Origin of the sequence: Polymorphospora rubra (genome assembly GCF_018324255.1) — a bacterium.
GTDB lineage: Bacteria > Actinomycetota > Actinomycetes > Mycobacteriales > Micromonosporaceae > Polymorphospora > Polymorphospora rubra.
In genome coordinates, this window is the sequence record NZ_AP023359.1 from 6,739,969 (window position 1) to 6,765,514 (window position 25,546).

The window sequence follows — 25,546 nt, forward strand, 5'->3', positions numbered from 1 at the left end:
CCGGCCACCCGCGCGGCAGGGACGTGGGCCGGGCCGGTCGGGGCACACCGACCGGCCCGGCCCACGCTGGTGGTTGTGGGCCGGGCGGCGGTCGATAGGATCGGCCGGATGGGCGCACCCGGAGACCCCGCGAACCGTGATACGCCGTCGCTCGGCCTGACCCCGCTGTCCCGGGTACGCCTCGACGAACTGCTGCGCGAGATGCTCGACCGGGTCGGTGAGGTGGTCGCCAGCCGGGAACGGTTGCGGGCGCTGCTCGACGCGGTGGTGGGCATCGGCACCGACCTCGACCTGCGCAGCACCCTGTCCCGCATCGTCGCCGCCGCCTGCGAACTCGCCGGCGCCCGCTACGGCGCGCTCGGCGTCGTCGGGCCGGACCGGCAGCTGACCGAGTTCATCACGCACGGCATCAGTCCGGAAGCACACGCCGCGATCGGCGACCTGCCGCACGGGCGGGGCGTGCTCGGCCTGCTCATCGAGGATCCCCGTCCGGTCCGGATGCCCGACATCACCCGGCACCCCAAGTCGTACGGCTTCCCGGCGAACCATCCGCCGATGCACAGCTTCCTCGGCGCGCCGATCCGGATCCGGGACACCGTCTTCGGCAACCTCTACCTCGCCGAGAAGCAGGGCTCCGCCGAGTTCACCGACGACGACGAGGAGATCGTGACCGCGCTCGCGGCCGCCGCCGGCGTGGCGATCGAGAACGCCCGGCTCTACGCCGTCGCGAGCCGCCGCGAACGCTGGCTCGCCGCCGCCGCCGAGATCACCTCGGTGCTGCTCGGCGAGGTACGGCGTACCGACGCCCTGGCCCTGGTGGCCCGGCGGGCGCGCGAGGTCGCCGAGGCCGAGATGGTGCTGGTGCTGCTCTACGACGACGAGACCGAGCGGTTCACCGTCGAGGTCCTCGACGCGGAGTCCACGCCCGGCGACCGGTCCGGGCCGGCCGATGACGGCACACGGCGGGAGAACGGCCTGGTCGGTACGGTGCTGCCGGCCGCCGACACCACCTTCTCGGCCTCGGTGACGCGGCGGGAACAGGTGCTGGTCGACAGCCTCGCCGCGGCGGCGCCCTGGCCGACGGCGGTCAGCGCCGGACCGGCCGTGATCGCTCCGCTGGCCGCCGGCGAGACCCTGCACGGCGTACTCGTCGTCGCGCACCGGGCCGGCCGCCAGGTGCGCGCCGACGACGACGCGCCGCTGCTGGCCAGCTTCGCCGGGCAGGCGGCCCTGGCCATGGAACGCGCCCGCGCCCAGGAGGAGCGGGAGATGCTGGTCGTCCTCGAAGACCGCGAACGCATCGCCCGCGACCTGCACGACGTGGTCATCCAGCGACTGTTCGCCACCGGCCTGCACCTACAGAGCACGATGCCGCTGGCCGGCTCCCGGCCGGAGCTGACCGGCCGGCTCAACGCCGCCGTGGACGACCTCGACTCGACGATCCGCGACATCCGCCGGGCCATCTTCGAGCTGCGTACGCCGGCGACCGCGGAGCTGCGTACCGAGATCACCGAGGTGGTCCGGGGCAGCGCCGGGTCGTTCGGGTTCCGGCCGGCGCTGGAGATGACCGGGCCGATCGACAGCGCGGTGCCGGAGGCGGTCCGGCCGGACCTGCTGGCGGTGCTCGGCGAGGCGCTGTCCAACGCGGTACGGCACGCCCGGGCCGGCCGGGTGGCCGTGGCGGTCCGGGTCGCCGGGGGGCGGCTGACGGTGGAGGTCGTCGACGACGGGGTCGGCTGCGATCCGGCGAAGGCCCGGGGTGGGCTGGTCAATCTCGGCGAGCGCGCCCGCCGGCACGGCGGCGAGTTCGAGATCGGCGCGGCCGAGCCGCACGGCACCCGGCTCCACTGGACCGTCCCCCTACCCACCTGACCGCCCGCCCCCCACTGCCCAGCCCCGCCCGCGCATCCCGCCCGCCCGGCTCGTCGCGGCCCGCCCGGCTCGTCGCGGCCCGCCCGGCTCGTTGATCAAGGAGTTGTTGCGCGACAAAGCGGACGGAACAGGCACGATATGTCCTTGATCAACGCGCCCCGCGTAGGCGGTACCCACCTGTCGCCCACCTGGGTCGGCAGGCGATCACCGGCGTCCCGGCGGGCTGCAACCTGTGGTGCTCCGGAGCAGATTCCTGTTGTGGCCCACAGCGAATTCGGCGTATCGACAGCGAAGTCGCTGTGGGCCGCGACAGTGGTACCCGCGCGCCGTCACTCGGGTGCCGGGGCGCCTCGATCAATTGCGGCTCAGGCGGTCGACACGCCGCGCCGGGAGCGCCTGAACCGCAGACAATCACGACAACCGTGGGAACGCACGGGCCCCGGAACGCGCGGGGCGCGGGGGTCAGCGGCGGGGGCCGAGCAGGCGGGTGGCCAGAACCGCCGCCTGGGTACGCCGTTCCAGGCCGAGCTTGGCGAGCACGCTCGACACGTAGTTCTTGACCGTCTTCTCGGCGAGGAACATCTTCGCCGCGATCTCCCGGTTGGTCAGCCCGTCGGCGACGTGTTCGAGGATGCGGCGTTCCTGCTCGGTGAGCGAGTCGAGTTCGCGCGGCCCCTCGACGCCGCCCCGGATGCGTTCGAGGACCCGCTGGGTGACGGCCGGGTCGAGCAGCGACTGGCCGGCGGCGACCCGGCGGACCGCGTCGACGAGGTCGGTGCCGCGGATCTGCTTGAGGACGTATCCGGCGGCGCCGGCCATGATCGCGGCGAACAGCGCCTCGTCGTCCTCGTACGAGGTGAGGATCAGGCCCTTGATCGACGAGTCGATGGCGCGGACGTCCCGGCACACGTCGATGCCGTTGCCGTCGGGCAGCCGGGCGTCGAGGATCGCCACGTCGGGGCGCAGCGCCGGGATCCGGCGGGCCGCCTCCGCCGCCGAACCGGACTCGCCGACCACCTCGATGTCTCCGGCGCTGTGCAGCAGGTCGGCCAGGCCACGGCGGACCACCTCGTGGTCGTCGAGCAGGAACACACGGATCATTCCCCGTTTCTACCTCCTGTCCCCCGCTCCTGCACAGGGGACAAGGTCCCGTCCCGCGCCCGGCGCAGAACCTCCTCGACGGTGAGCGGGCTGCGCGGGTGGTGGCTCAGGCACAACGGGGCCTGGATCCGCGCGAACTCGGTGCCGTCGACGGCGGCGTAGAACTGCCCGGTCCGCAGCCGCGAGATGTCGGAGACGTCGCTGCCCTTGGCCTGCGCCATCTCCCGCGCGGCCGCGATCTGGGCCGGTGCGTTGAGCAGCCCGAAGAACTGCGTGGCGGCGTTGCCGGGGATCCGGTTGTGCAGGCCCTTCGGGGCCTGGGTGGCGAAGACCAGCCCGAGGCCGTACTTGCGGGCCTGGGACGCCAGGGCGAGGGTGCTCTGCGTGCAGGCGGTCATCGGCCCGCTCGGCGCCAGCGTCTGGGCCTCGTCCATCACGAAGAGGCCGCCGAGCGGGCGGTCGCCGGCCGGGTTGCGCTTGATCCAGGCGAACAGCGCCATCTGCAACTGGTTGACGAACCCCTGCCGCCGGTCGTCGCCGGGCAGGCCGACCAGGCTGATCACCGACACCCGGGCCCGCTTGCCGGGCGGCGGGGTGAGCAGTAGGCCCGGGTCGACCGGGGTGCCCTCCCCGCCGAAGAGCGGATCGTTGACCATGGCCGCGGTCAGGTTCTGCGCCAGTTCGCCGGCGATCTTCTCGGCGTTGTCGAGGTCGATCACCCCGTCGGGCAGCGCGGAGAGCAGGCCAACCAGCCCCGGCAGGGTGCTGCCGCCGCGCCGGCCGAAATACTCGATCGCCTTGCGCAGCACCGCCTGCCCCAGCTGCGCCTTCTGGGTCCGGCCGTCGAGCCGCAGGCGGGGCGCGATCGACGCGACCGCCGCCTCCACCGCCTCACCGAACTCGTCGGCGTCGTCGACGACGCTGCGGAAGTCGGGCAGCGGCTGGAAGCTCAACGGCCGGCCGCCGGACCGCCGGGGCGTCCATACGACCACGTCGGTGCCCGCCAGGTAGTCCGCCGCCCGCGCCGCGTCGCCGGCCGCCCACCCGTCCGGCGGCTCCGGCCACGGGTCGCCGAGCCGGGCCAGGTCGTTGTTGGGGTCGAGGACGATCGACGACACCCCGTGCAGCGCGCACTCCTCGACCAGCCGGCGGATCAGCACCGTCTTGCCCGACCCGGAGCCGGCGAAGATCGCGGTGTGCTTGCGCAGCGCCTCCAGGGCCACCCCGACCGGCCGTCCGGCCTCGGCCGTCTCCCCGCCGGTCGACCGGCCGAGAAAGACCGTCGGAACGGCACCGCCCGCCGCCGGCCCGGTCGGACCGGGTACGGGCACACCGCCGCCCGCCCGACGCGGATCCGTCGCGCCGTCGCCCGCTGCCGGCGGAAGTCCCGGCCCCGCGTCACCCGCGCCCGCTGCCGCCTCCGGTCGGCGCTGGACCGGGATCGCCGCACCGCCGTCAACCGCCGCACCGCCGTCAACCGCCGCACCGCCGTCGACGGGCGTGCCCGCGTCGCCGCCCGGGCCGACCTCGGCCGGCGCGTCGGCGGGCTGGCCGCCGCCGTCGACCGCCCCCGGGGCAGGGCCGGCGACGGGGGCGTACTCCCTGGTCTCGTACCCGGTCAGCCGGGCGGACGCCGGCGCCGGCACCACCGCGCGGACCGTCGCCGGCGTCGGGTCGGCGGCCGTGGACCCGGCGGCCGGCGGCCCGGAGACCGGCTCGACCACCGGCCCGGCCGCCGCACCGGCCAGCGCCGCGCCCAGCAGCGACACCCGGCCGGTCGGCCGGCGGGACACCAGCCAGGCCCGCAGCCCCGGCGGATCGTCGGCGAGCAGCCGGCGCAGCGCCGCCAGGATCCGCAGGTCGACGGCGGGCATCGGCAGGGTGCGGCCGCCGGCGGCCTCGAACGCGGCGACCGCCTTCGTGGTCGCCGGCCCGCTGGACCAGCCGTGGTCGCGCAGCAGGAACAGCCGCCGCTTGGCCACCCCGGCGTCGAGCCCGGCCATCGTCGACGCGGCCCGGATCCGGTTCAGCGCGGCGGTCGCGTGCTGCGCGCCGACCGCCCGGAACGCCCAGTGCTCCTCGTCCTCGGTGGACTCGTCGAGGCTGCGCCGCAGCCGGGCGTGCAGCGGCGGGTTCGCCGTACCCGGTGGCGGGTCCTGGCTGAAGGCCCGGCCGGCGTCGCCCTGTTCGGCGATCCACGCGGTGAGGCCGGCGGCGAGCAGGGCCGGTACGGTCTCGTCCTCGGTCTTCGGCGCGAGCGCCCGCTCGACCTCGGTGGTCACGGCCGGGTCGTCGACGAGTGCGGCGAGCCGGGTGTCGAGCGCGGCGAGGTCGGCGGCGCCGACCGGGTCGGCGGCGGGGGCGGCCGGCCCGGCGTCGGCCGGTGCCGCCGGGCCGAGCCGGTCGAGGACGGTGACCTCGCCGGCCCGCAGGCAGGCCTGGACGTGCGCGTCGATCCTGATGAGCAGTTGGCGGGGCGTGTAGTCGGGGGCGTCCTCGAACGCCGACGGGTCGACCGGCCAGGTCGGGTACGGCGGCCGGAAGCCGATCTCGGCGAACTTGGCGGTGAACCGTTTGCCGATCAGGGCCTGTCCGACCGCGGCGCTCGGGATGCCCCTGAGCTGGATCGCCTCACGGAACCGGTCGCGTACGGTGTCGGTGGCGTTGTCCCTGATCAGCGCCCACGAGGCGGGCAGGCAGGCGACGACGGTCAGGGTACGGCGGGTCACCTCGCGCAGCGACATCAGGCCGCCGGCGACCTGCTCGAGGGCGAGGGCGTCACCGGGGTCCAGCGGCCCGTGGGCGGCGGTGGAGCGCAGCGACTGCGCGATGAGCGTGTCGATCTGGTCGACCGCGATGATCGTCGGGCCGGTCAGCGCCAGCAGGCGGGAGATGTCCTGGACGATCCGCTCCGGCGGCGGCAGGTCGCGTCGCATCCCCCAGGCGGCCCGCTCGCCGGGCACCGTCTCCTCGACCGAGTTGAGGTAGGCCTGGCCGAGGTCCTGGGCGGTGAAGTCCTCGGCGGCGTAGAGGACCAGGGCGCGGGCGGTCTGCTGGCAGTCCCGGCCGACGTCGCCGTCGTGGTGACGCAGCGCGTCGACGAACGTGTCGAGGTGCGCCGGGGTGATCGCGGTCTCGCCGGCGACCGCGCGCCGTACCGTGCGGGGCACGCCGACCAGCGAGGCGAGCCGGCGCAGGAAGACCCGGACCTGCCGGTCGGTGCCGCCGCCGGTGCGGGACAGACTCTCCAGCACCGACTGCACGGTGGTGGTCCAGAAGGTGGCCGGGTTGAGGAGACTGACCAGGACGAAGTAGCCGTCGAGGGCCTGGGCCTTCTCGCGTACCCAGCCGAGCAGGTGGGTCTTGCCGGCGCCCTTCTGCCCCTGCACGACCACCCCGATCGGGCTGGAACCGGGGCTGTCCCGGGCGTCGGCGAGCCCGTCGAGGACGGTGCGTACGACGTCGCGGTGCAGGTCCTCGACGTGGTAGCGGGACGGCTGCCACAGGTCGTCGGGGGTGGGCGCCCAGTTGAACCGCAGCGCGGCGAGGGCGGCGTGTTCCTCCTCGGTCATCGGTTGCCGATCGCCAGGAGGTGCTTCTCCTGGTCACCGATGATCACCGCCGCTGCCCGGTCGACGGTGGAGAGGCTCTTCTGGTTGGACTCGGGCACGATGTGCACGTCGGGCAGCCGGTACATGTGGCGCAGCGTCCGGTCGACGTCGGCGCGGGGCAGGTCGGCGAGGTCGGCCCGGATCAGGGTCAGGCTGACCCAGGCGCCGGGGGCGTCGGCGAGGTCGGCGTACGCGGCGCGGATCCGGGCCTCGGTGTCATCGGCGGCCGGAGCCGGGGCGGTGCGCGGGGCCGGCACCGCCGCGACCGGGGCCGGGGCTGGAGCCGGGGCGTCCTCGTCGCGGTGGAAGACGTCGGCGAGGCTCAGGCCGGCCCGGTCGAGGTGCCGTGGCAGGTTCGCCAGGACCGCGTAGAGCGCGCCGGCGGCCGACCCGGACCGGGGCGGGAGTTCGGCGCCGAGGTGGCCGACGCACCAGGCCCAGCCGCGGTCCTCCAGCAGGTGCGCGAACGCCCGGCCCTGCCGACGGCTGCTGACGAACCGCAGGTCGTTGAGGTGGGTCCGGCTCTTGCCGTCGAGGGTGAGGCCGTACCGCTGCTTCAGCTCGGGATTGGACACCTCCCGCGCCTCGGCCATCAGAGTGATCATGACGGCCTTCTCCGGCAGGGACAGCTTCTCGTCGGTCATTCCGGTTGTCCTTCCAACATGGACCGGCGGCGACCGAGGAGGAACCGCTCGATCTGCGCCGTGACCATCCGCACGTCGTGGAGCACCTGGGCGTTGGTGAAGCGGAGGACAGCGTAGCCGTCCAACTGCAGCCGCACATCCCGCTGCCGGTCGGCCGCGAACCGTACCGCCGACCGGTGTTCCGGCCCGTCGATCTCGACGACGCACCGTTCGGCGGACCACAGCAGGTCCACCCGGACGGGTGGGGCGAGCCCGGATTGGTACGTCGGGTTCCAGGTCCGGCCGGCGGCCCAGGTGGTCGCCGACAGGGCGGCCTCGAGCGCCAGTTCGGCCGGGCTGTCGGCGCGGGGGCGGCCGGCGACCGCCGGTACGACCAGCCGGTCGGGCACGGTTGGGCCGGTGGCGGGGCCGGCCTCCTCGGGGCGGGGGCGAGCCGCCGGGTCGGGTCCGGGCGCCGGGTCGGGCCCGGCCGCCGAAGCCACGTCGGGCAGCGGTACGGTCACGGCCGGCAGATGGTCCACGGTGGCCGGTACGGCGCCGGTGAGCCACACCCCGAACCCGCCCCGGTCGGCGAGCCACTCCCCCGCCGCGACCAGCGCCTCCGCCTGCCCCACCGGCCACTCCTCGGGCACGTCGACGACGACGGCGGTACGGGCCCGGCCGAAGGTCGCGGCGAGCACCCGGGCGAGGCCGGTGGCCCGTACCTCGACGGCGAACCGGCCGGCGCGGACCGGCCGGCCTGGTCCGGGGCCCGGGTCGCCGGGCGGTCCGACCGGTGGCGGGCGCCGGGTGAGCGCCGCCGCGGCCAGGTCTGCCAGGAAGGGCCCGAAGTGGTCGGAGGTGGCGGCGGCCCGCCGGGCGAGGACACGTACCGCCGCAACGTGGGCGCCGCCGGCTCCGGTGATGCCGGCGGCGTCGGGCAGCCAGGCCGGGAACAGGTCGAGGGCCGCCCGTTCCAGTTCGGCCAGGATCGCGTCGACCAGCGTGGCCGGCGAATCGGCCGCGGTGGACGGGCCGGGCCGGTAGACCACGATCGTGGGTGCACCGTCGGGCAGCGGGTCGACCGCCACCGCGACCAGGTCCGCGGACACCCCGACGAGGCGTACGGCGCGACCGGTCGGCAGCCGCGCCCACGTCAGTCCACTGTCCCCCGTCGCGCGAATCCGCCGAGTCTCCTCTTTCCCCGCAGCCGTGACAACCCCGTACCTCGTCACCGGTGCCCGCTGACCGCCGAGCGTGCCCGCACCGCCGGCACGGTGGTGATCGTCTGCGGCTGAGGCGTTCCGGGTACGGCGTGTCGACCGCCTGAACGACAGACGATCGAGGTCGGAGGCCGGGAACCGACGGCCCGGCGACGTGCACGCCCCGCCTGGTGCTGCGGTAGCTCCGGTGCGAGATCCGCGTGATCAGGGACCGCGGCGGGCGACACGCCGACGACACACGGAACGTGGTCCCTGATCACGCGGATCTTGGGGTCAGGAGGATGCGCGCAGGTGGGTCAGGAAGCGGATGAAGTCCTCCTGGTGGATGGGGGGAATCTCGCCGCCGTGGCGGGCCCACCACGTCGGGGTCGGCGGGACGTAGTCGTCGTCGAGGGCGTCGACCTCGAAGTTGTCCCGTTCCCGGGGCAGGAGCATCAGCAGCGGGTTGAGGCGTTCACCGCCCGGCTGCCGGCTGAGGTCCACCAGTGCCTCCCGCCACTTGGCGTAATCGGTCTCGGCCAGCGGGTGCCCGGCCGTCGCGAGCCAGCCGCGCATCTGCCGCCACGTCACCTGGTGCGGGCTGATGAGGTGGTAGCAGCCGCCGACGGCGTCCGGCCGGGCGGCGATGTCGACGATGCCGGCGGCGACCCGGTCGACCGGGGTCAGCGTCATCGAGTAGTCGAAGTCCGGGGCGGCCCCGACCTCGACCGCGGCGGCGATCAGCCGGTTGAACTGGTCGGCCGAGTTCGACGTACCGGTGACGGTGTCCCAGGAGACCTTCGCCATCCGGTGGATGGTGGTCGGCAGCCCGCGCCGGGAGACCTCGCGGACCAGGTTCTCGGCGACCCACTTGCTCTGGCCGTAGCCGTTCGACATCGACGAGGGCGGCTCGGCCTGGATGCTGGACTCGTCGATCCACCGGTCGAAGGCGTCGACCTTGAAGATCGACATCGTCGACACGTGGTGCAGCGGGGTGGTCGGTCCGGTGCAGGCCAGCCGGATGATCTCCCGGGTGCCGTCCACGTTCGTCCGCCGCATCGCCTGGTACGGGTGGACGGCGTTGACGTCGGCGCCGTTGTGGTAGATCGCGCCGACGGTGTCGGCCAGTTCGGCGAAGCGGTCGGCGGACAGCCCGAGGTGCGGTGCCCCGAGGTCGCCGGCGACCACGTCGACCCGGCTGTCGACCTGCGGGTGGTACGCCGACCAGCGGTGCAGCGCGGCGACCAGCCGTTCCCGGGCGTGCTCGTCGGAGGTGCCGCGGACCAGGCAGACCACCCGGTTCGTGGTCCGGTCGAGCAGTTCCCGCAGCAGGAAGGCGCCGACGAAGCCGGTGGCGCCGGTGAGCAGCAGCGGTCCGGTCGGGTCGGCCGGCGGCCCGGCCGGCCGGATCGCCGGGTCGAGTTCGGAGTCGGCGCGCAGCATCCGGTCGAGTTCCTCGGTGCCGCCGCCGAGCAGGTGCCGGACGAGCTGGGCGATCGTCGGGAAGGCGATCGCGTCCATCGGCGACATGGTCAGGCCGAGGTCGGTGGCGGCGGCGACCACCCGCAGCCCGCTCAGCGAGTCGGCGCCGAGGTCGAGCAGGTCGTCGTGGATGCCGATCCGCTCGACGCCGAGCACCCGTTCCCAGATCTCGCAGAGCCGCCGCTCGGTCGCGGTGCGCGGGGCGACGAACTCGGTGCCGAGGTCGGCGCGGGCGCCGTCCGGGGACGGCAGCGCCTTTCGGTCGATCTTGCCGGCGGCGCTGCGCGGGAGGGCGTCGAGCAGGACGAACGTGGCCGGGACCAGGTAGTCGGGCAGGGTCTCGCGCAGGAAGTCGCGCAGGACGGCGCCCGACGGCTGGGTGCCGGCGCCGGCGGCGTACGCGACGAGGCGCCGGTCGCCGTCGGCGCCGGTGTGGGCCACCACGACCGCCTCGTCGACGAAGGGATGGGCCAGCAGTCGGGTCTCGATCTCGCCGGGCTCGATCCGGTAGCCGCGGATCTTGATCTGGTCGTCGACCCGGCCGAGGAACTCCAGGTTGCCGTCGGCGCGGTAGCGGGCCAGGTCGCCGGTGCGGTAGAGCCGGCCGCCGGGCTGCGGCGCGTACGGGTCGGGGACGAACCGTTCGGCGGTCAGCTCGGGCCGGCCGTGGTAGCCGCGGGCCACGCCGGCGCCGCCGATGAACAGCTCGCCGGTGGCGCCGACCGGCACCGGCTGGAGGTGCCGGTCCAGTACGTAGAGGCGGGTGTTGTCGATCGGGCGGCCGATGGCGACCGGCTGGGTGCGGTCCACGTCGGCGGGTACGTCGTGGACGACGCAGCCGACGACGGTCTCGGTGGGTCCGTACTCGTTGACGATCCGGGTGGCCGGGGCCAGCTCCTGCCAGGCGAGGACGGTTTCCAGCGGCAGTTGCTCGCCACCGACGACGAAGGTGCCGACCGCGTCGACGGTGGTGTCGGCCGGCAGCAGCCCGCGCAGCACGTCGAGGTGGCCGGGGGTGAGCTTGACCAGGTCGAACCGGCCGTCGCCGGCGAGCATCCCGGCGACCGCCTCGACCTCGCCGCCGGGCGGCAGCAGGGTCACCGGCCGGCCGGCGACCAGCGGCACCAGCAGGTTGGTGACGGCCAGGTCGAACGCGATCGACCCGAGCATCGGGGCGCCGGTGCCGTCCGGGCCGGTGTACGCGCCGACGGCCCAGGTCAGGTAGTTGGCCAACCCGCCGTGGGTGATCATGACGCCCTTGGGTCGGCCGGTGGAGCCGGAGGTGTAGATGGCGTAGACCAGGCTGTCCGGGCCGGCCGTGCGCGCCGGCGTCGACGCGTCCGCCCCGGCGATCTCCGGCCAGTCGGTGTCCAGGTTGACGACCTGGCCCATGAACGGCGGCAGGTCGTCGGCCAGCCGTTCCTGGGTGAGCAGCACCGCGACGCCGGCGTCCCGCAGCACGTACGCCAGCCGTTCGGTCGGGTGCGACGGGTCCAGCGGCAGGTAGGCGGCGTCGGCCTTGACCACGCCGAGGACCGCGACCAGCATCTCCGGGCCCGGTTCGGCGCAGATGCCGACGAACTGCTCCGGCCCGACGCCGAGGCCGCGCAGGTGGTGGGCGAGCTGGTTGGCGCGGGCGTCGAGTTCGGCGTAGCTGAGGGTGGTGCCGTCGGCGAGGACCGCGGCGGTCGCCGCCGGCTCGGCGGCCGTCTGCCGTTCGAAGAGGGTGGCGAGGTCGGCCGGCGGTCGCGGTACGGCGGTGTCGTTCCACTCGGTGACCAGCCGGCGGCGCTCGTCGGCGGGCAGGTAGGTGGCGAGCGCGTCGCCGTCGGGGTCGGCGGCCATCTCGGTGAGGACCTGCCGGTACATGGCGGCGAGCCGCTCGCCGGCCGGGCGGCTGACCGCGTCGGGGTGCATCCGCAGGTTGATCAGGCCCTGCCGGAAGACGGTGGTGGACAGCTTGAACTCGATCTGGCTGTCGTCGATGCTGGCCGCGAAGTCGACGAGGTCCATGTCGACGGTGCGGAAGTCGAGGTAGTTGAACATGACGTCGACCAGCCGCCGGTTGGCGGACAGCTCGCGCTGCATCGCCGGCATCGGGTAGCGGCGGTGCGGCCAGAGTTCGATCTCCTGGGCGAAGACGTCCCTGACCAGCTGGCGCCAGGTCGGCGCGGTCAGTTCGAACGGGAACGGGACGGTGTTGAGGAACAGGCCGTAGAGCCGGTCGGCGCCGGCGACCTCGGGCCGGGTGTCGCAGACCAGGCCGCCGAAGAAGCGGGGCTCGTCGGTGAGCATGCTCATCACCTTGAGGTGCGCGGCGTGCAGGACCGCCTTGATCGGCACCTCGGCCGTCCTGGCGAGGGCCCGCAGCCCGTCCTCGAGGTCGGCGAACATCACCTCGACGCGCAGCGGGCCGCGCGGTCCGTCGCCGGTGGCCCAGCCGGGCGGCAGGGCGAGCCGGGCGGCGCCCTCGACGGTACGGCGCCAGTAGCCGCGGTCGTCCTCCGAGCGGAGTGACTCCTGCTCGGCGGCGATGAAGTCGGCGAACCGGATGCCGAGTTCCTGCGCCGGCTGCGGCGGCTGGCCGTCGCGGATCTGCCGGTAGTAGGTGAGCAGCTCCATGAGGAGCATGTGGTAGCTCCACCCCTCCATGATGGGGTGGCACTCGGTGATGACCAGCGCCCAGTCGGTGTCGGTGCGTACGACCGCGTGCAGCCGCAGCAGAGCCGGGGTGGCCAGGTCGAACAGGTCGGCCCGCTCGGCGGCCATCCGCTGGCGGATCTGCTCGTCCTGCTCGGCGACGGTGAGGTGGCGCAGGTCGGCGGCGCTGGTCGACAGGTGCGCGGTGCGGTGGATGAGCTGGAGCGGCTGGGAGTAGCCGATCAGGTCGAAGCCGGTACGCAGCACCTCCTGCCGTTCGACGAGCAGGCGTACGGCGGCCTCGAACGCGGGCACGGAGAACTCGGCGTCGTCGCGGATCTGGTACGTGGTGGCGTTGTGGTAGTAGTTCACCTCGCCGCCGCCCATCATCTCGAAGACCATGCCGGCCTGGAGCATCGAGACCGGGAAGGCGTCCTCGACGTCGGCGGGCAGCTTCCGCCGGTCCTCGTCGGAGATCAGGGCGAACGGGGCGACGCCGGCGCGGGCGCCGGCGACGGCGGGCCGCTCCGCGGCGAGTTCGGCGAGTTTCGCGACGGTCGGGTGGGCGAAGACGTCGTCGACGGCGATGTCGAGGCCGGCGTCGCGGAGGTCGCCGACGAGGGCGACGGCCGACAGCGAGTCGCCGCCGAGGTCGAAGAAGTCGTCGTCGACGCCGACCTCGGTGATGCCCAGCACGGTCCGCAGCACGGCGGCCACCTGCTCCTCGACGGCGGTGCGCGGGGCGACCAGTGCCGAGTCGGTGGAGGTGGCGGCCCGGTCGGGGTCGGGCAGGGCGGCGAGGTCCGTCTTGCCGTTGCTGGTCAGCGGCAGTTCGGTCAGCGGCACCAGGTGGGTGGGCACCATGTAGTCGGGCAGGGTGGCGGCCAGCATCTCCCGCAGGTCGGCGATCGGCAGCGCGTCGGGGTTGGTGGTGACGACGTACCCGACCAGGGTCCTGCCGGCCGACCCGGTTCCGCGCAGGGTGACCACGGCGTCGCGGACACCCGGGTGCCGGCGCAGCGCGGCGACGATCTCGCCGGTCTCGACCCGGTAGCCGCGGACCTTGATCTGGTCGTCGACGCGGCCGAGGAACTCGATGTCGCCGCCGGCGAGGACCCGGGCCCGGTCGCCGGTGCGGTAGAGGCGGGCGCCCGGCGGGCCGTACGGGTCGGGGACGAACCGTTCGGCGGTGACCGCCGGCAGGTTGCGGTAGCCGTGCGCGAGCTGGCCGCCGCCGAGGTAGAGGTCGCCGACGACACCGACCGGCTGCGGGCGCAGTTCGGCGTCGAGGCAGTACGCGGTGGTGCCCGGCATGGAGCGGCCGATCGGGAGCAGTTCGGCGGCGGCGGACGGGTCGGCGGGCGGCCCGTCGGCGAAGTACGCGACGTTGGCGACGGTGTTCTCGGTGGGGCCGTACTCGTTGACGATCCTGGTCTTGCCGCCGGCGGCAAGGTCCCACCAGCGGTCGGCGAGGCGGCTGGCGAACCCCTCGCCGCCGACGACGAGGTGGCCGGCGAGCCGGGCGGCCTGGTCGGCGGTGAGCTGGTGGGTGAGCACGTCGAGGTGGCCCGGGGTGAGCTTGACGAAGCTGAACGGGCCGTCGGCGGCCGCCTCGGTCAGGGCCCGGCCGAGGTCGCCGACGGCGAGGTCGGCGGGGAGCAGGTGGACCGGCTGGCCGGCCAGCAGCGGCAGGTAGAGGGTGGTGACGACCAGGTCGAACGCGGTCGACGAGAACAGCGGGGCGCCGCGTCCGTCGGCGGTCAGGTAGGCGTCGGCGGCCCAGGTCAGGTAGTTGGCCAGGCCGCGGTGGCTGACCAGCACGCCCTTGGGCCGGCCGGTGCTGCCCGAGGTGTAGATCAGGTAGGCGACCGCGTCCGGGTCCGGCTCGCCGGCCGGGTCGGTGGCGGGTTCGGCGTCGATGGCGGCCCGGTCGGCGTCGACGAGCAGGACGGGACCGGAGTGGGTGGCGGTGATGCCGGCGTACGCGGTCTGCGTGACGACCAGGGCCGCGCCGGCGTCGCGCAGCACGTACCCGACCCGTTCGGCGGGGTCGCCGGGGTCGACCGGCACGTACGCGGCACCGGCGCGCCACACCCCGAGCAGGGTGGGCAGCAGGTCGGGGCCCCGGCCCAGGCACACGCCGACGACGCTGCCCGGCCCGACGCCGCGGCCGCGCAGGTGGTGGGCGATCCGGTTGGCGCGCTCGTGCAGTTGCGCGTACGTCGTCCGGTCCGGGCCGGCGACGACGGCGGTCTCGTGCGGGCGGTGCCAGGCGTGTTCGGCGACGGCGGCGGTCACCGGGCGCGGTGCCGGCCGGGCGGCCGGGGCCGGGCCGGCGCCGAGCAGCAGCTCCCGCTCGGCCGGGTCGAGGATCTCCAGGGCGGACAGGGTCAGCTCCGGCGCCGTGCAGACCGAGTCGAAGAGGGTGCGCAGGTGGCCGGCGAACCGTTCGACGGTCGCCCGGTCGAACAGCGCGGTCGGGTATTCCAGGACGCCGCGCAGCGACCCGTCGCCCTGCTCGCTCAGCTCCAGCCGCAGGTCGTGCTTTGCCACCGCGCCGACCAGGTCGACAGCCTCGACGTCGAGGCCGGGCATGGTGAACGCCGACGGCGCCGACTCGGCCAGGTCGAACATGACCTGGAACAGCGGGGTACGGGACCGGTCGCGCTTGCGGTCGACGTCGTCGACGAGGAACTGGACCGGCGCCTCCTGGTGCTCCAGCGCGTCCAGGACCGTACGGCGGTTGTCGCGCAGCAGGTCGGCGAAGGACGGGTCGCCGCTCCAGGTGGCGCGCAGCACCACGGTGTTGAGGAAGAAGCCGATCAGGTTGCGGACCTCGGGGCGGCCCCGGCCGGCGACGGCGCTGCCGACCGAGATGTCCCGCTGGCCGCTGTAGCGCGACAGCAGCACCTGGAAGGCGGTGGCGCCGACGGTGAACAGGGTGGCGTCGTGGCGGCGGCCCAGGTCCCGCAGCCGCCCGGCGAGGTCGGCCGGCACGGTGAACAGCACCCGGTCGCCGGCCCAGTCGCGCTTGGCCGGGCGGGGCCGGTCGGTCGGCAGTTCCAGCGGCGTCAGGCCGGTGAGCCGGTCCCGCCAGTGGCCGAGTTGCCGGTCGAGCTCGGCGCCGGCGAGCCGGCCGCGCTGCCAGGCGGCGAAGTCGGCGTACTGGACGGTGGGCTCGGGCAGGGCGGGGGCGTCGGGGGCGTCGATCGCGTGCAGGTAGAGGGTGAACAGGTCGTTGATGAACACGCCCATCGACCAGCCGTCGCAGGCGATGTGGTGGAAGACGACGGCGAGCAGGTGCCGGTCCGGGGCGAGCCGGATGGCGTGTACGCGGACCGGATGCTCCAGGCCGATGTCGATCGGTTCGGCGGCGTCGGCGGTGGCCAGGTCCAGGGCGCGCCGGTCGCGGTCGGCGGCGGGCAGCCCGGTCAGGTCGGTGAACCGGATCGCGGCGCTGTCCGGTGCCGGGTCGACGACCTGGATCGGTTCGGCGTCGGCGAGCTGGTAGCGGGTGCGCAGCACCTCGTGCCGCACCAGCAGTCGGCGCCACGCCTCGCCGAGGGCGGCGACGTCGAGGTCGCCGGTGACCCGCAGGACCAGTGGCACCAGGTATTCGGGGCTGCGCGGGTCGAGCATGGTGAGAAACCACAGCCGCTGCTGGCCGAACGACACCGGCAGCCGGCCGCCGCGGTCGACGTGGGGAATCGTGTCGCGGCGGCCGCCCCGCCCGCCGGCGAGCCGCTGGCGGATGAGCGCCTCGCGGCGGGCGTCCGCGTCGTTGCGGGCCGGGTCAGTGATCTCCGCGTTCATCCGTGTCAAATCCCGTCTCGATGCAGGTTGTCAGTTGCCGGCGTCGGCGAGCAGGGCGGCCAGCCAGTCGGGGTCGACATCCTCGACCACGCCCTCGCGGACCAGGAAGTCGCCGAGGGTCGCGGCGTCCCAGGCCGGGCCGGTCAGGCCGTACGGGGCCGGGCCGCGCGCGGCGACCGCGCGGGCGTCACGCTGTTCGGCCGGGGTCGGGTGGGGCCGCTCGCCGCGGTCGTAGCCCGGGTCGAAGGAGGCGAAGCCGTCGTCGTTGAAGTTGCGGATGACCGCGCGGACCCGGCCGGGGCCGGTGACCGTGTGCTGGGCGATCGAGGCGATGTTGGAGCCCTGGGCGCTGAGCAGCACGATCTGGGCCCGCTGCCAGGTGACGGCCGGGACCTGGGCGCTGCCGGCCAGCCGCCACAGCTCACCGATCTCGGCGTCGTCGCACTGCCGGGCCCGTGGGGTGTCGCCGGCCCGGGCCCGCAGCGGGACCCGGCGGGCGAACGGGCGCGGCACGGTGGTGAGCCGGGCCTGCCAGGTGTGCAGCGCGGGGTGCCACTCCAGCTGCACCGGGATCGCCCACTGGTCGAGGCCGGACAGGTCGAGGTCGAGCAGGGCGTCGTACGCGGTGTCGGGCAGGCCGGCCGCCAGCAGTACGCCGTGGCCGCTGTGCGAGTCCTCGAGCTTGACGCCGTGCGGGCGGCCCCACAGCTCCTCGTCGGCCCGCATCGCCTGCATGGTCCGGACGAGGGCCGCGAGGCGCGCCGCCCCGCCGCCGGCGGCGGGGCGGACATCGGGTCCGGCGTCCGGTTCGGCGACGAAGGTGTCCAGGAACGGGGCGAGCGGGACGTTGAGCACGATCAGGAACGCCGACGTCGGCGGCGGGCCGCCGTACGAGTGCCCCTCGGCGTACGCGTCCATGCCGCAGCCGGCGAAGATCGCCTCGATCCGGTCGACCTCGTCGGTGGTCGGCCCGGTGTCGAGCAGGACCCGGACCTGGAGGCGGGCGGCGCCGGCCGGCCCGGTGTCGAACAGATCCGGGCCGGCGGACGCCGGGGCGGCGGTGTTCACCAGCGCAGCTCCTTGCGGACCAGCAGGTGTTCGGCGTGCACGCCGCGCTGTTTGCAGTTGTCGAGGAACTCGGCGACCTGGAGCAGCTGGTACGACTCGGGGGTGTAGCTGGTCGCCATCACGTGCTGGAGCCAGTCCTCCTGGCCCATCGCGTAGACGTACGCCTCCTTGGCGCCGAGCTGGTCGACGATGCCGGTGGCCTGGGCGGCGTTGGAGCCGGACAGCTTGCGGGTGATGGCCATCTTGCGCGGCACCGGCTGGGTGAACAGGGAGCTGTAGAGCCAGGTCAGCGGGGCGCCGTCGCACTCCATGCCGATGAACGCCAGGTCGGTCTCGCCGATCCCGGTCCGCATCCGGCGGTACAGCTCGGACTCCAGCCCGGAGGTGTCGGCGCCGATGAAGACGCCCTTGCCGGCCAGGTGCACCCAGTAGCTGCTCTTGGCCCGGATGTCGAGGTCGCAGTGCTCGCCGAAGAACGGGGCGGCGACGATCCGCCCGCCGTCGAAGGCCAGCTCGTCGAAGTCGTCGACCTCCCGGACGGTGAAGCCGACCTGCTCCAGGTAGAGGCGGATCGACGGGTCCTGCCGGTGCCCGCCGCCGTTGCGGGGCACCACCACCGTGCCGACCCGGTGGCGCAGCTGGAGCAGCGTCTCCAGCACGATGTGGTCCTGGTGGGCGTGGGTGATCAGGACGTAGTCGATGCGGTCGGGCAGGTCGACGTACGTGAACCGGTCGCCGGCGGCGTGGTTCGAGCTGATGAACGGGTCGACCAGGATGGACACCGACGGGGTCTGGAGCAGGATGCAGGCGTGCCCGAAGTAGCGGATCCGGCCGCCGCCGTCGATGTGGCGGTCGGCGGGGACGGCCGGGTCGGTGGTGAGCAGGGTGCGCAGCAGCCGGTCCTGCTCCCCGGTGCCGACCTCCAGCGCCTTGCTGATCTCGTCGAAGGTGCGCGGCGTGGTCCGGGTGGCGAACAGCTCGTCGATGCCGGCGTGGTCGAGGCGCAGCGGGAGCTGCAGGTGGTCGGGGTGGGCCAGCCGTGGCGTGCTGAGGATGAACGGCGGTTCGCTGCCGTCGTCGAGCGACAGTTCGATCGCCTCGCGGTCGCGGCGGAAGACCGGGCTGCGGTAGAGCAGCGGCTCCAGGAAGCGCAGCGACGGGTGGTGGTTGACGTCGTAGACCAGCTCGACGTAGCCGCGCAGTTCCGGCGGGAGCTGGGCGTACAGCGGCGACAGGTCGTAGCCGGTGGCCTGGGCGCGCAGCAGGTCCTCGGCGCCCTTGATCGCCCCGGCGAAGGCGAGGGCGGCCGCGTCGTCGCGGGCGATCCGGTCGCGCAGGTCGCGTACCTCGTCGACCCGGGACAGGTCGGCGTTGACGAAGAAGCCGCCCTTCATCTTCGGGTTGGCCACGGCCGCGACATGCACTTCGGGGCGCTGCACGAACGAGTCCATGATCGGGAAGAGCAGGTTGGCGAGGTTCATCGCGCCGGAGACCGGGGTGTAGACGTGCGTCCAGGCGACGAACTGGTTGACCAGCCCTTCGATGCGCACGTTGGGCTTCACGTACAGCGGTTCGGTGCTCATCGCGTCCTTCCCATCGGGTTCGTCACTGTGCCGGCCCGGCGGCCGGGTCGGGGTCGGCGGGTGCCGCGGGGGCGGCACCGTCGTCGGACAGGGCGGCGACCTCGTCGTCGCTGAGCCGGTCGATCTCGGCCCGGATCTCGTCCTCCACCGCCTGGGCGAGCGCGGCGATGGTGGCGCGTTCGAAGACCAGCCGCAGCGGCAGCTCGACGTCGAACTCCTCGGCGATCCGGGAGATCAGGCGGACGGCGAGGATCGAGTGCCCGCCGACGGCGAAGAAGTGGTGGTGCACGCCGACCTCGATGCCGAGCAGTTCGGTCCAGATCTCGGCGATCCGCTCCTCGGCGACGGTGCGCGGGGCGACCGTCTCGGTGCCGGTCAGCGCGGTCGCCGACAGCTCCGGTGCCGGCAGCGCCCTGCGGTCGACCTTGCCGTTCTCGGTCAGCGGCAGGCTGTCCAGCCGGACCCAGAGCTGCGGGATCATCGGCTCCGGCAGGTGCTCCCAGCAGTGGTCGGTCAGCTCGTCGCCGTCCGGTCCGGCCGGGGCCGCCCCGTCCGGTCCGGGGTCGCCGGCCGGGGTCCAGTACGCCACCAGTTGCGGGCCGCCGTCGCGGTCGACGGCGACCACCACCGCCTCGCGTACGCCGGGGTGGGTGGTCAGCACCGCCTGGATCTCGGCCGGCTCGACCCGGTAGCCCCGGATCTTGAGCTGGTGGTCGGCACGGCCCAGGTATTCCACCGCCCCGTCGGCGCGCAGCCGGGCGACGTCGCCGGTGCGGTACATCCGCTCCCCCGCCACGTGCGGGTCGGGGACGAACCGCTCGGCGGTCAGGTCCGGCCGGCGCAGGTAGCCGCGGGCGAGCTGGATCCCGGCCAGGTACAGCTCCCCCGGTACGCCGGGCGGCACCGGCCGCAGTTCGGCGTCGAGGACGTACAGCCGGGTGTTCCACACCGGGTGGCCGATCGGGACCGGCTCCCCCGGCCGGCCGGGCGCGCACTGCCAGGAGGTGACGTCGACCGACGCCTCGGTGGGGCCGTACAGGTTGTGCAGTTCGGTGTCGAAGACCTCGAAGAACCGGTCGCGCAGCGCCGGGCCGAGGGCCTCGCCGCTGCACACCACCCGGCGCAGCGCGGTGCCGTCGGCGACGCCCGGGTGGCCAAGGAAGGCGTCCAGCATGGACGGTACGAAGTGGATGGTGGTGATCCGCTGGTCGCGGATCACGCCGGCCAGGTAGGCGGCGTCGCGGTGCCCCTCGGGGCGGGCCAGCACCAGCGTCGCCCCGGTCAGCAGCGGCCAGAAGAACTCCCACACCGACACGTCGAACGACGACGGCGTCTTCTGCAGCACCCGGTCGTCGGCGGTGAGGCCGTACCGGTCCTGCATCCACAGCAGCCGGTTGACGATGCCGGCGTGCGACACCACGACGCCCTTGGGGCGGCCGGTGGAGCCGGACGTGTAGATGACGTACGCCGGGTCCGCCGGCCCGGCCGGCGTCGGCGTCGCGGTGGCGGCCTCGAGGGCGGCGGCCGTGGCCGGCTCGTCGAGGACCAGCACCGGGGTGTCGACGGCCGGCAGGACGCCGACCACGACCGAGGTGGTCAGCAGCAGTTCGGCGCGCGCGTCGGCGATCAGATACACGATCCGGTCGGCCGGATAGCCGGGGTCGACCGGCACGTACGCGGCACCGGACTTCAGCACCGCGACCAGCGCGACGACCAGCTCCACACTGCGGGGCACGGCGACCGCGACGAACCGTTCCGGGCCGGCGCCGCGCGCGGCGAGCAGCGCGGCCAGCCGGTCGGTGCGGGCGTCGAGTTCGGCGTACGTCAACGTGGTGCCGTCGAAGACGACGGCCGGCGCGTCCGGGGTGGCCGCCGCCTGCCGGCGCAGCAGATCCGGCAGGGTCGCCGCCGGCACCGGGTGGGCGGTGTCGTTCCACGCGCCGAGCAGGTCGCGTTCGGCGCCGGTGAGCGGGTCGAGGTCGGCCACGGCCACGTCGGGGTCGGCGGCGACCTGCTCCAGCAGGCGCAGGTAGTGGTCGATCATCCGCTCGACCGTCGGCCGGTCGAACAGCGCGGTCGCGAACTCCAGCATCCCGGTCACCGCGCCGTCGGCGTGCCGCCGCATGATCAGTCCGAGGTCCTGCCGGGCGGCCAGCGGCGCGTCGCGCACCCCGGTCGTCGGCACGTAGCCGGCGTGGCCGTCCTCGTGCAGGTCGAACAGGACGTCGTACAGCGGGTTGCGGGACAGGTCGCGGTCGGTGCGGACCTCCTCGACCAGCCGGTCGAACGGCAGGTCCTGGTGGGCGAAGGCGGACATCGTGGTGGCCCGGACCCGGTCGAGCAGCTCGCCGAAGGTCGGGGCGCCGGACAGGTCGAGCCGCAGCACCAGGGTGTTGATGAAGACCCCGACCAGGTCGTGCAGTTGCGGCACCGGCCGGCCGGCGACCGGCGAGCCGACCGCGAGGTCCCGCTGCCCGGTGTAGCGGGACAGCAGCACCGCGAAGGCGGCCAGCAGGGTCATGAAGGGGCTGGCGCCCCGGGCCCGGCCGGCGGCCAGGACCGGTCCGGCGACGTCGACCGGCACCTCGAAGGCGACCGCGCCGCCGCGCGGGTCGCGTACGGCGGGCCGGACCCGGTCGGTGGGCAGTTCGAGGGTGGGCAGGCCGGCAAGCTGGTCCCGCCAGTGGTCGAGCTGCCGGTCCAGGACCTCGCCGGACAGCCAGGACAGCTGCCAGCTGGCGAAGTCGGCGTACCGCAGCGGCAGGTCGGGCAGGTCCGCCGGCCGGCCGGCGCGGTGCGTGGCGTGGATCTCGGCGAACTCGCGGCCGAGGACGGCGGTCGACCAGCCGTCGCAGGCGATGTGGTGGATCAGGAGCAGCAGCACCGCGTCGCCGGCCGCCGGCCGGGCCAGCACGGCCCGCAGCACCGGGCCGGCCTCGAGGTCGAACCCGCGCGACATGTCGTCGGCGAAGACGGCGGCGGTCGGCTCCCCGGGGATGTCGAGCACGCGCAGCGGCACCGGGCCCGGCGGGTCGACGACCTGGGCCGGTTCGCCGTCGACGACGACGTACCGGGTCCGCAGCGCCTCGTGCCGGGCAGCCAGGTCGCGCAGGGTACGGGCGACGAGGTCGGCGTCGGCCGGGCCGGGCACCGGCACGAAGACCGGGGTGAGGTATTCGATGCTGTCCGGGTTGAGCTTGTCGAGGAACCACAGCCGGCGCTGGCCGAACGACAGCGGCAGCGGCCCGGTGCCGGCGACCGGTACGACCGGCGGCGGCGTCTCTCCCCCGGCGGCGGTGATCAGGTCGGCGTGGCCGCGTACGGTCAGCGCGGCGAACAGGTCCCGGATGGACACCTCGACACCGCTGCGCTCGCGCAGCCGGACGGCGAGCTGGCCGAGCTGGAGCGAGTGGCCGCCGAGGGCGAAGAAGTCGTCGCGCAGCCCGACCCGCTCCACGCCGAGCACGTCGGCCCAGGCGCCGGCGACCGCCTTCTCGGCGTCGGTGACCGGGGCGACGTACGTGACGCCGACGGTGGACAGGTCCGGTGCCGGCAGGGCGGCCCGGTCGACCTTGCCGTTCGGGGTCAGCGGCAGTGCGGGCAGCGGCACGTAGACGCCCGGCACCATCGCCTCGGGCAGCCGGCCGCGCAGGAACTCGCGCAGCTCGGCGGTGTCGACGTCGCCGTCGGCGACCAGGTAGGCGACCAGCCGGCGGGTGTTGTCGGGTCCGGTGTGGCCGACGACGACACACTGCCGTACCCGGGGGTGGTCGGCGAGCGCGGCGCGGACCTCGGCCGGCTCGACCCGTACCCCGTTGACCTTGATCTGGTCGTCGACCCGGCCGACGAACTCCAGCACCCCGTCGGCGCGGCGGCGGACCTGGTCGCCGGTGCGGTAGAGGCGGGCGCCGGGCGGGCCGTACGGGTCGGGGACGAAACGTTCGGCGGTCAGGTCCGGCTGGCCGAGGTAGCCGCCGCCGACGGCGGCACCGCCGACGCACAGCTCGCCGGCGACGCCGGGCGGGGTCGGCTGGCCGTACGCGTCGAGGACAAGGGCGCGTACGCCGTCGACCGGGCCGCCGATCGGCACCGGTCCGGTCCGCGGCCCGGCCGGTACGGCGTACGCGGTCACGTCGATCGCGCACTCGGTCGGCCCGTACGTGTTCCAGACCGCGACCGGCAGCCGGTCGGTGAGCCGGCGGACCAGCGCGTGGTCGAGCGGCTCGCCGGCCGACCAGACCTGGCGCAGGGCGGTGCAGCGGTCCCAGCCGGGCTGGTCGAGCATGGCGCGCAGCACCGACGGCACCAGCTGCAGCACGGTCGCGCCGGTGTCGGCGACCGCCCGGACCAGGCCGGCCGGGTCGCGTTCGAGGCCGGGGCCGGCCATGACGACGGTGCCGCCGGCGACCAGCGGGGCGAACCACTCCAGGACGGCGGCGTCGAAGCCGACCCGGGTCTTGGCCAGCACCCGGTCGTCGGCGCCGAGTTTCTGGGTGTGCACCGACCAGACGACCCGGTTGGCGATGGCGCCGTGGGTGACCACGACACCCTTGGGCCGGCCGGTGGAGCCGGAGGTGAACATGACGTACGCGGGGGCGTCAGCGGCGGGTTCCTCCGCCGCGCCGACGATCGCGGCTCCGGCGGGGTTGCCGGCTCCAGCCGCGGCGGCGGGGTCGGCGGTCTCGGCGACGGCGCAGCCGGGCGGGACAACCGCGCGCAGCGCCTCGGCCCGCTCCGGGTCGGCGACGACGGCCGGTGCGCCGGCGGTCTCGAGCAGCAGGGCCCAGCGGGCCGGCGGGTGCTCGGTGTCCAGCGGCAGGAACGCGGCACCGGCCCGCCACGCGGCCAGCGTCGCCACCGCCAGGTCGAGGCCGCGGTCGAGGCAGAGGGCGACGACCGCGCCGGGCCGTACGCCGGCGGACCGCAGCCGGGCGGCGAGCGCGTCGGCGGCGGCGGTCAGGTCGGCGTACGTCAGCCGCCCGCCGGCCGCCTCGACGGCGGTGGCGTCGGGGGTGGCCGCCGCCTGCGCGGTGACCAGGGCCGGCAGCAGCCCGGTCCGGGCGGCCGGCGCGCCGGTGCCGGCGGCCAGGGCCTCGCGGCGGGCGTCGGCGCCGAGCAGGTCCACGGTCCGCCAGTCGGCGTCCGCGTCGGCGCCGACCGCCGCGAGGAGCCGGCGGTGCTGTTCCGCGAGCCGCGCGACGGTGCCGGCGTCGAACAGCGCGGAGGCGTACTCGAACTGGATCTCCAGCGAGGCGTCCGGGCGGGGGATCACGTGCACGGTCAGGTCGAGCAGCGACCCGCCCGGCGCGATCGGCATCGGGATCTCCTCGCCGATCGGGTGGTCGGTGTCCTGCACCGGCATGTTGCAGGCGACCTGGACCAGCGGCGGGAAGCTGCGGTCGGCGTCGCCGCGCAGGTCGCGGACCAGGGTCTCGAACGGCACGTCCTGGTGGGCCATCGCCTCGGCGAGGTTGTGCCGGACCCGGCGCAGCACGTCGCGGAAGCCGACGGTCTCGGCGGCGCCGTCCGGGGTCAGCGACGTGCGGACCGGGACCACGTTGACGAACATGCCGACCAGGTTCTGCAGTTCCGGCAGGCTGCGGCCGGAGACCTGGGTGCCGACCACGATGTCGGTCCGCCCGGTCTGGCGGGCCAGCAGCACCTTCAGCGCGGTCAGCACGACCGTGTAGACGGTGGTGTCCTCGGCGCGGGCCAGCTGGCGCAGTGCCTCGCCGGTCGCCGCCGGGGTGGTCAGGACCAGGGTCGCGCCGGCGTAGTCGGGTTCCGGCGGCCGGGGCCGGTCGGTCGGCAGTTCCAGCGGCGGCGGCAGCCCGGCCAGCTTCCGGCGCCAGAACGCCGACTGGTCGTCGTGCCGGCCGCCGTCGAACTCGGCCCGTTGCCAGGCCGCGTAGTCGGTGTAGGAGACCGGCAGCGCCGGCCGCCGGTCGGGGAACGCCAGCTCGTGCAGGACGTACATGATCGAGGCGGCGTCGGTGACCAGGTGGTGCGCGCCGATGACCAGGACGTGGTCGTCGGCGGCGAGCCGGATCAGCTCGACCCGCCACAGCGGGGCGGTGTCGAGCCGGTAGGGCCGCAGGATGACCTCGCGGATCCGGTCCTCGATGCCGTCGGCAGGGTCCGGGCCACCGGACAGGTCCTGCAGCGCGATGGTGACCGGCACCGACGCGGCGACGACCGGCCGGGGCCGGCCGTCGACGACCTCGACCGTCGTCCGCAGGCTGTCGTGCCGGTCGGCGACCTGCGCCAGCGCGACCGCCAGGGTGTCCGGTTCGACCGGCAGCCGCAGCCGGACGGCGCCGCCGAGGTTGAACGCCGGTACCTCACCGGCCAGCTGGCTGGTCAGCCAGACCCGCTCCTGCGCGAACGACAGCCGGCCCGGTTCGTCGCCCGGGGCGCGCGGGATGCGGCTGGCCGCCGCGGGCGCGTTCCCCTTGCGCAGCCTGGCGAGCAGCTCGCGCTTGACCGCGGACAGCCCGTCGCCGCCGGACGGCGTACGGACACCGGCGTCTGTCATCTGGCCCCGTTCCTCG

9 protein-coding genes are annotated in these 25,546 nt (G+C 74.6%); 1 reads left to right on the forward strand and 8 read right to left on the reverse strand.

Translation table 11 applies throughout. From position 1 onward, the window contains the following. Nucleotides 1–108 precede the first annotated feature (108 nt). A complete protein-coding gene (locus Prubr_RS30365) occupies nucleotides 109–1,872 on the forward strand; it encodes a sensor histidine kinase (RefSeq protein ID WP_212818315.1) in 1,764 nt (587 codons plus the stop codon). Nucleotides 1,873–2,334: 462 nt separating this feature from the next. Here Prubr_RS30365 and Prubr_RS30370 read toward each other — a convergent pair whose 3' ends face one another. The 8 genes from Prubr_RS30370 to Prubr_RS30405 form a co-directional block, all read right to left on the reverse strand. Beyond that, nucleotides 2,335–2,973, reverse strand: coding sequence for a response regulator (locus Prubr_RS30370; RefSeq protein WP_212818317.1), 639 nt, complete (start codon nucleotides 2,971–2,973; stop codon nucleotides 2,335–2,337). Then, nucleotides 2,970–6,545, reverse strand: coding sequence for an ATP-binding protein (locus tag Prubr_RS30375; protein WP_246567851.1), 3,576 nt, complete (start codon nucleotides 6,543–6,545; stop codon nucleotides 2,970–2,972). The genes Prubr_RS30370 and Prubr_RS30375 overlap by 4 nt, the downstream gene beginning before the upstream one ends. After that, complete coding sequence (locus tag Prubr_RS30380; RefSeq protein WP_212818319.1) at nucleotides 6,542–7,228, reverse strand: hypothetical protein; 687 nt, start codon at nucleotides 7,226–7,228, stop codon at nucleotides 6,542–6,544. The genes Prubr_RS30375 and Prubr_RS30380 overlap by 4 nt, the downstream gene beginning before the upstream one ends. Beyond that, entirely contained in the window at nucleotides 7,225–8,319 is a 1,095-nt protein-coding gene (locus tag Prubr_RS30385) for an endonuclease domain-containing protein (protein ID WP_246567852.1), read from the reverse strand. The genes Prubr_RS30380 and Prubr_RS30385 overlap by 4 nt, the downstream gene beginning before the upstream one ends. 384 nt (nucleotides 8,320–8,703) lie before the next feature. Beyond that, complete coding sequence (locus tag Prubr_RS30390; protein ID WP_212818321.1) at nucleotides 8,704–16,344, reverse strand: non-ribosomal peptide synthetase; 7,641 nt, start codon at nucleotides 16,342–16,344, stop codon at nucleotides 8,704–8,706. Nucleotides 16,345–16,374: 30 nt separating this feature from the next. Beyond that, nucleotides 16,375–17,412, reverse strand: coding sequence for a helix-turn-helix domain-containing protein (locus tag Prubr_RS30395; protein WP_212818323.1), 1,038 nt, complete (start codon nucleotides 17,410–17,412; stop codon nucleotides 16,375–16,377). Continuing rightward, nucleotides 17,409–18,995: an MBL fold metallo-hydrolase gene (locus Prubr_RS30400; RefSeq protein WP_212818325.1), complete on the reverse strand. Its 1,587-nt coding sequence runs from the start codon at nucleotides 18,993–18,995 to the stop codon at nucleotides 17,409–17,411. Before Prubr_RS30400 ends, Prubr_RS30395 begins: the two co-directional genes overlap by 4 nt. A gap of 22 nt (nucleotides 18,996–19,017) precedes the next feature. Beyond that, nucleotides 19,018–25,530, reverse strand: coding sequence for a non-ribosomal peptide synthetase (locus tag Prubr_RS30405; RefSeq protein WP_212818327.1), 6,513 nt, complete (start codon nucleotides 25,528–25,530; stop codon nucleotides 19,018–19,020). Nucleotides 25,531–25,546 lie beyond the last annotated feature (16 nt).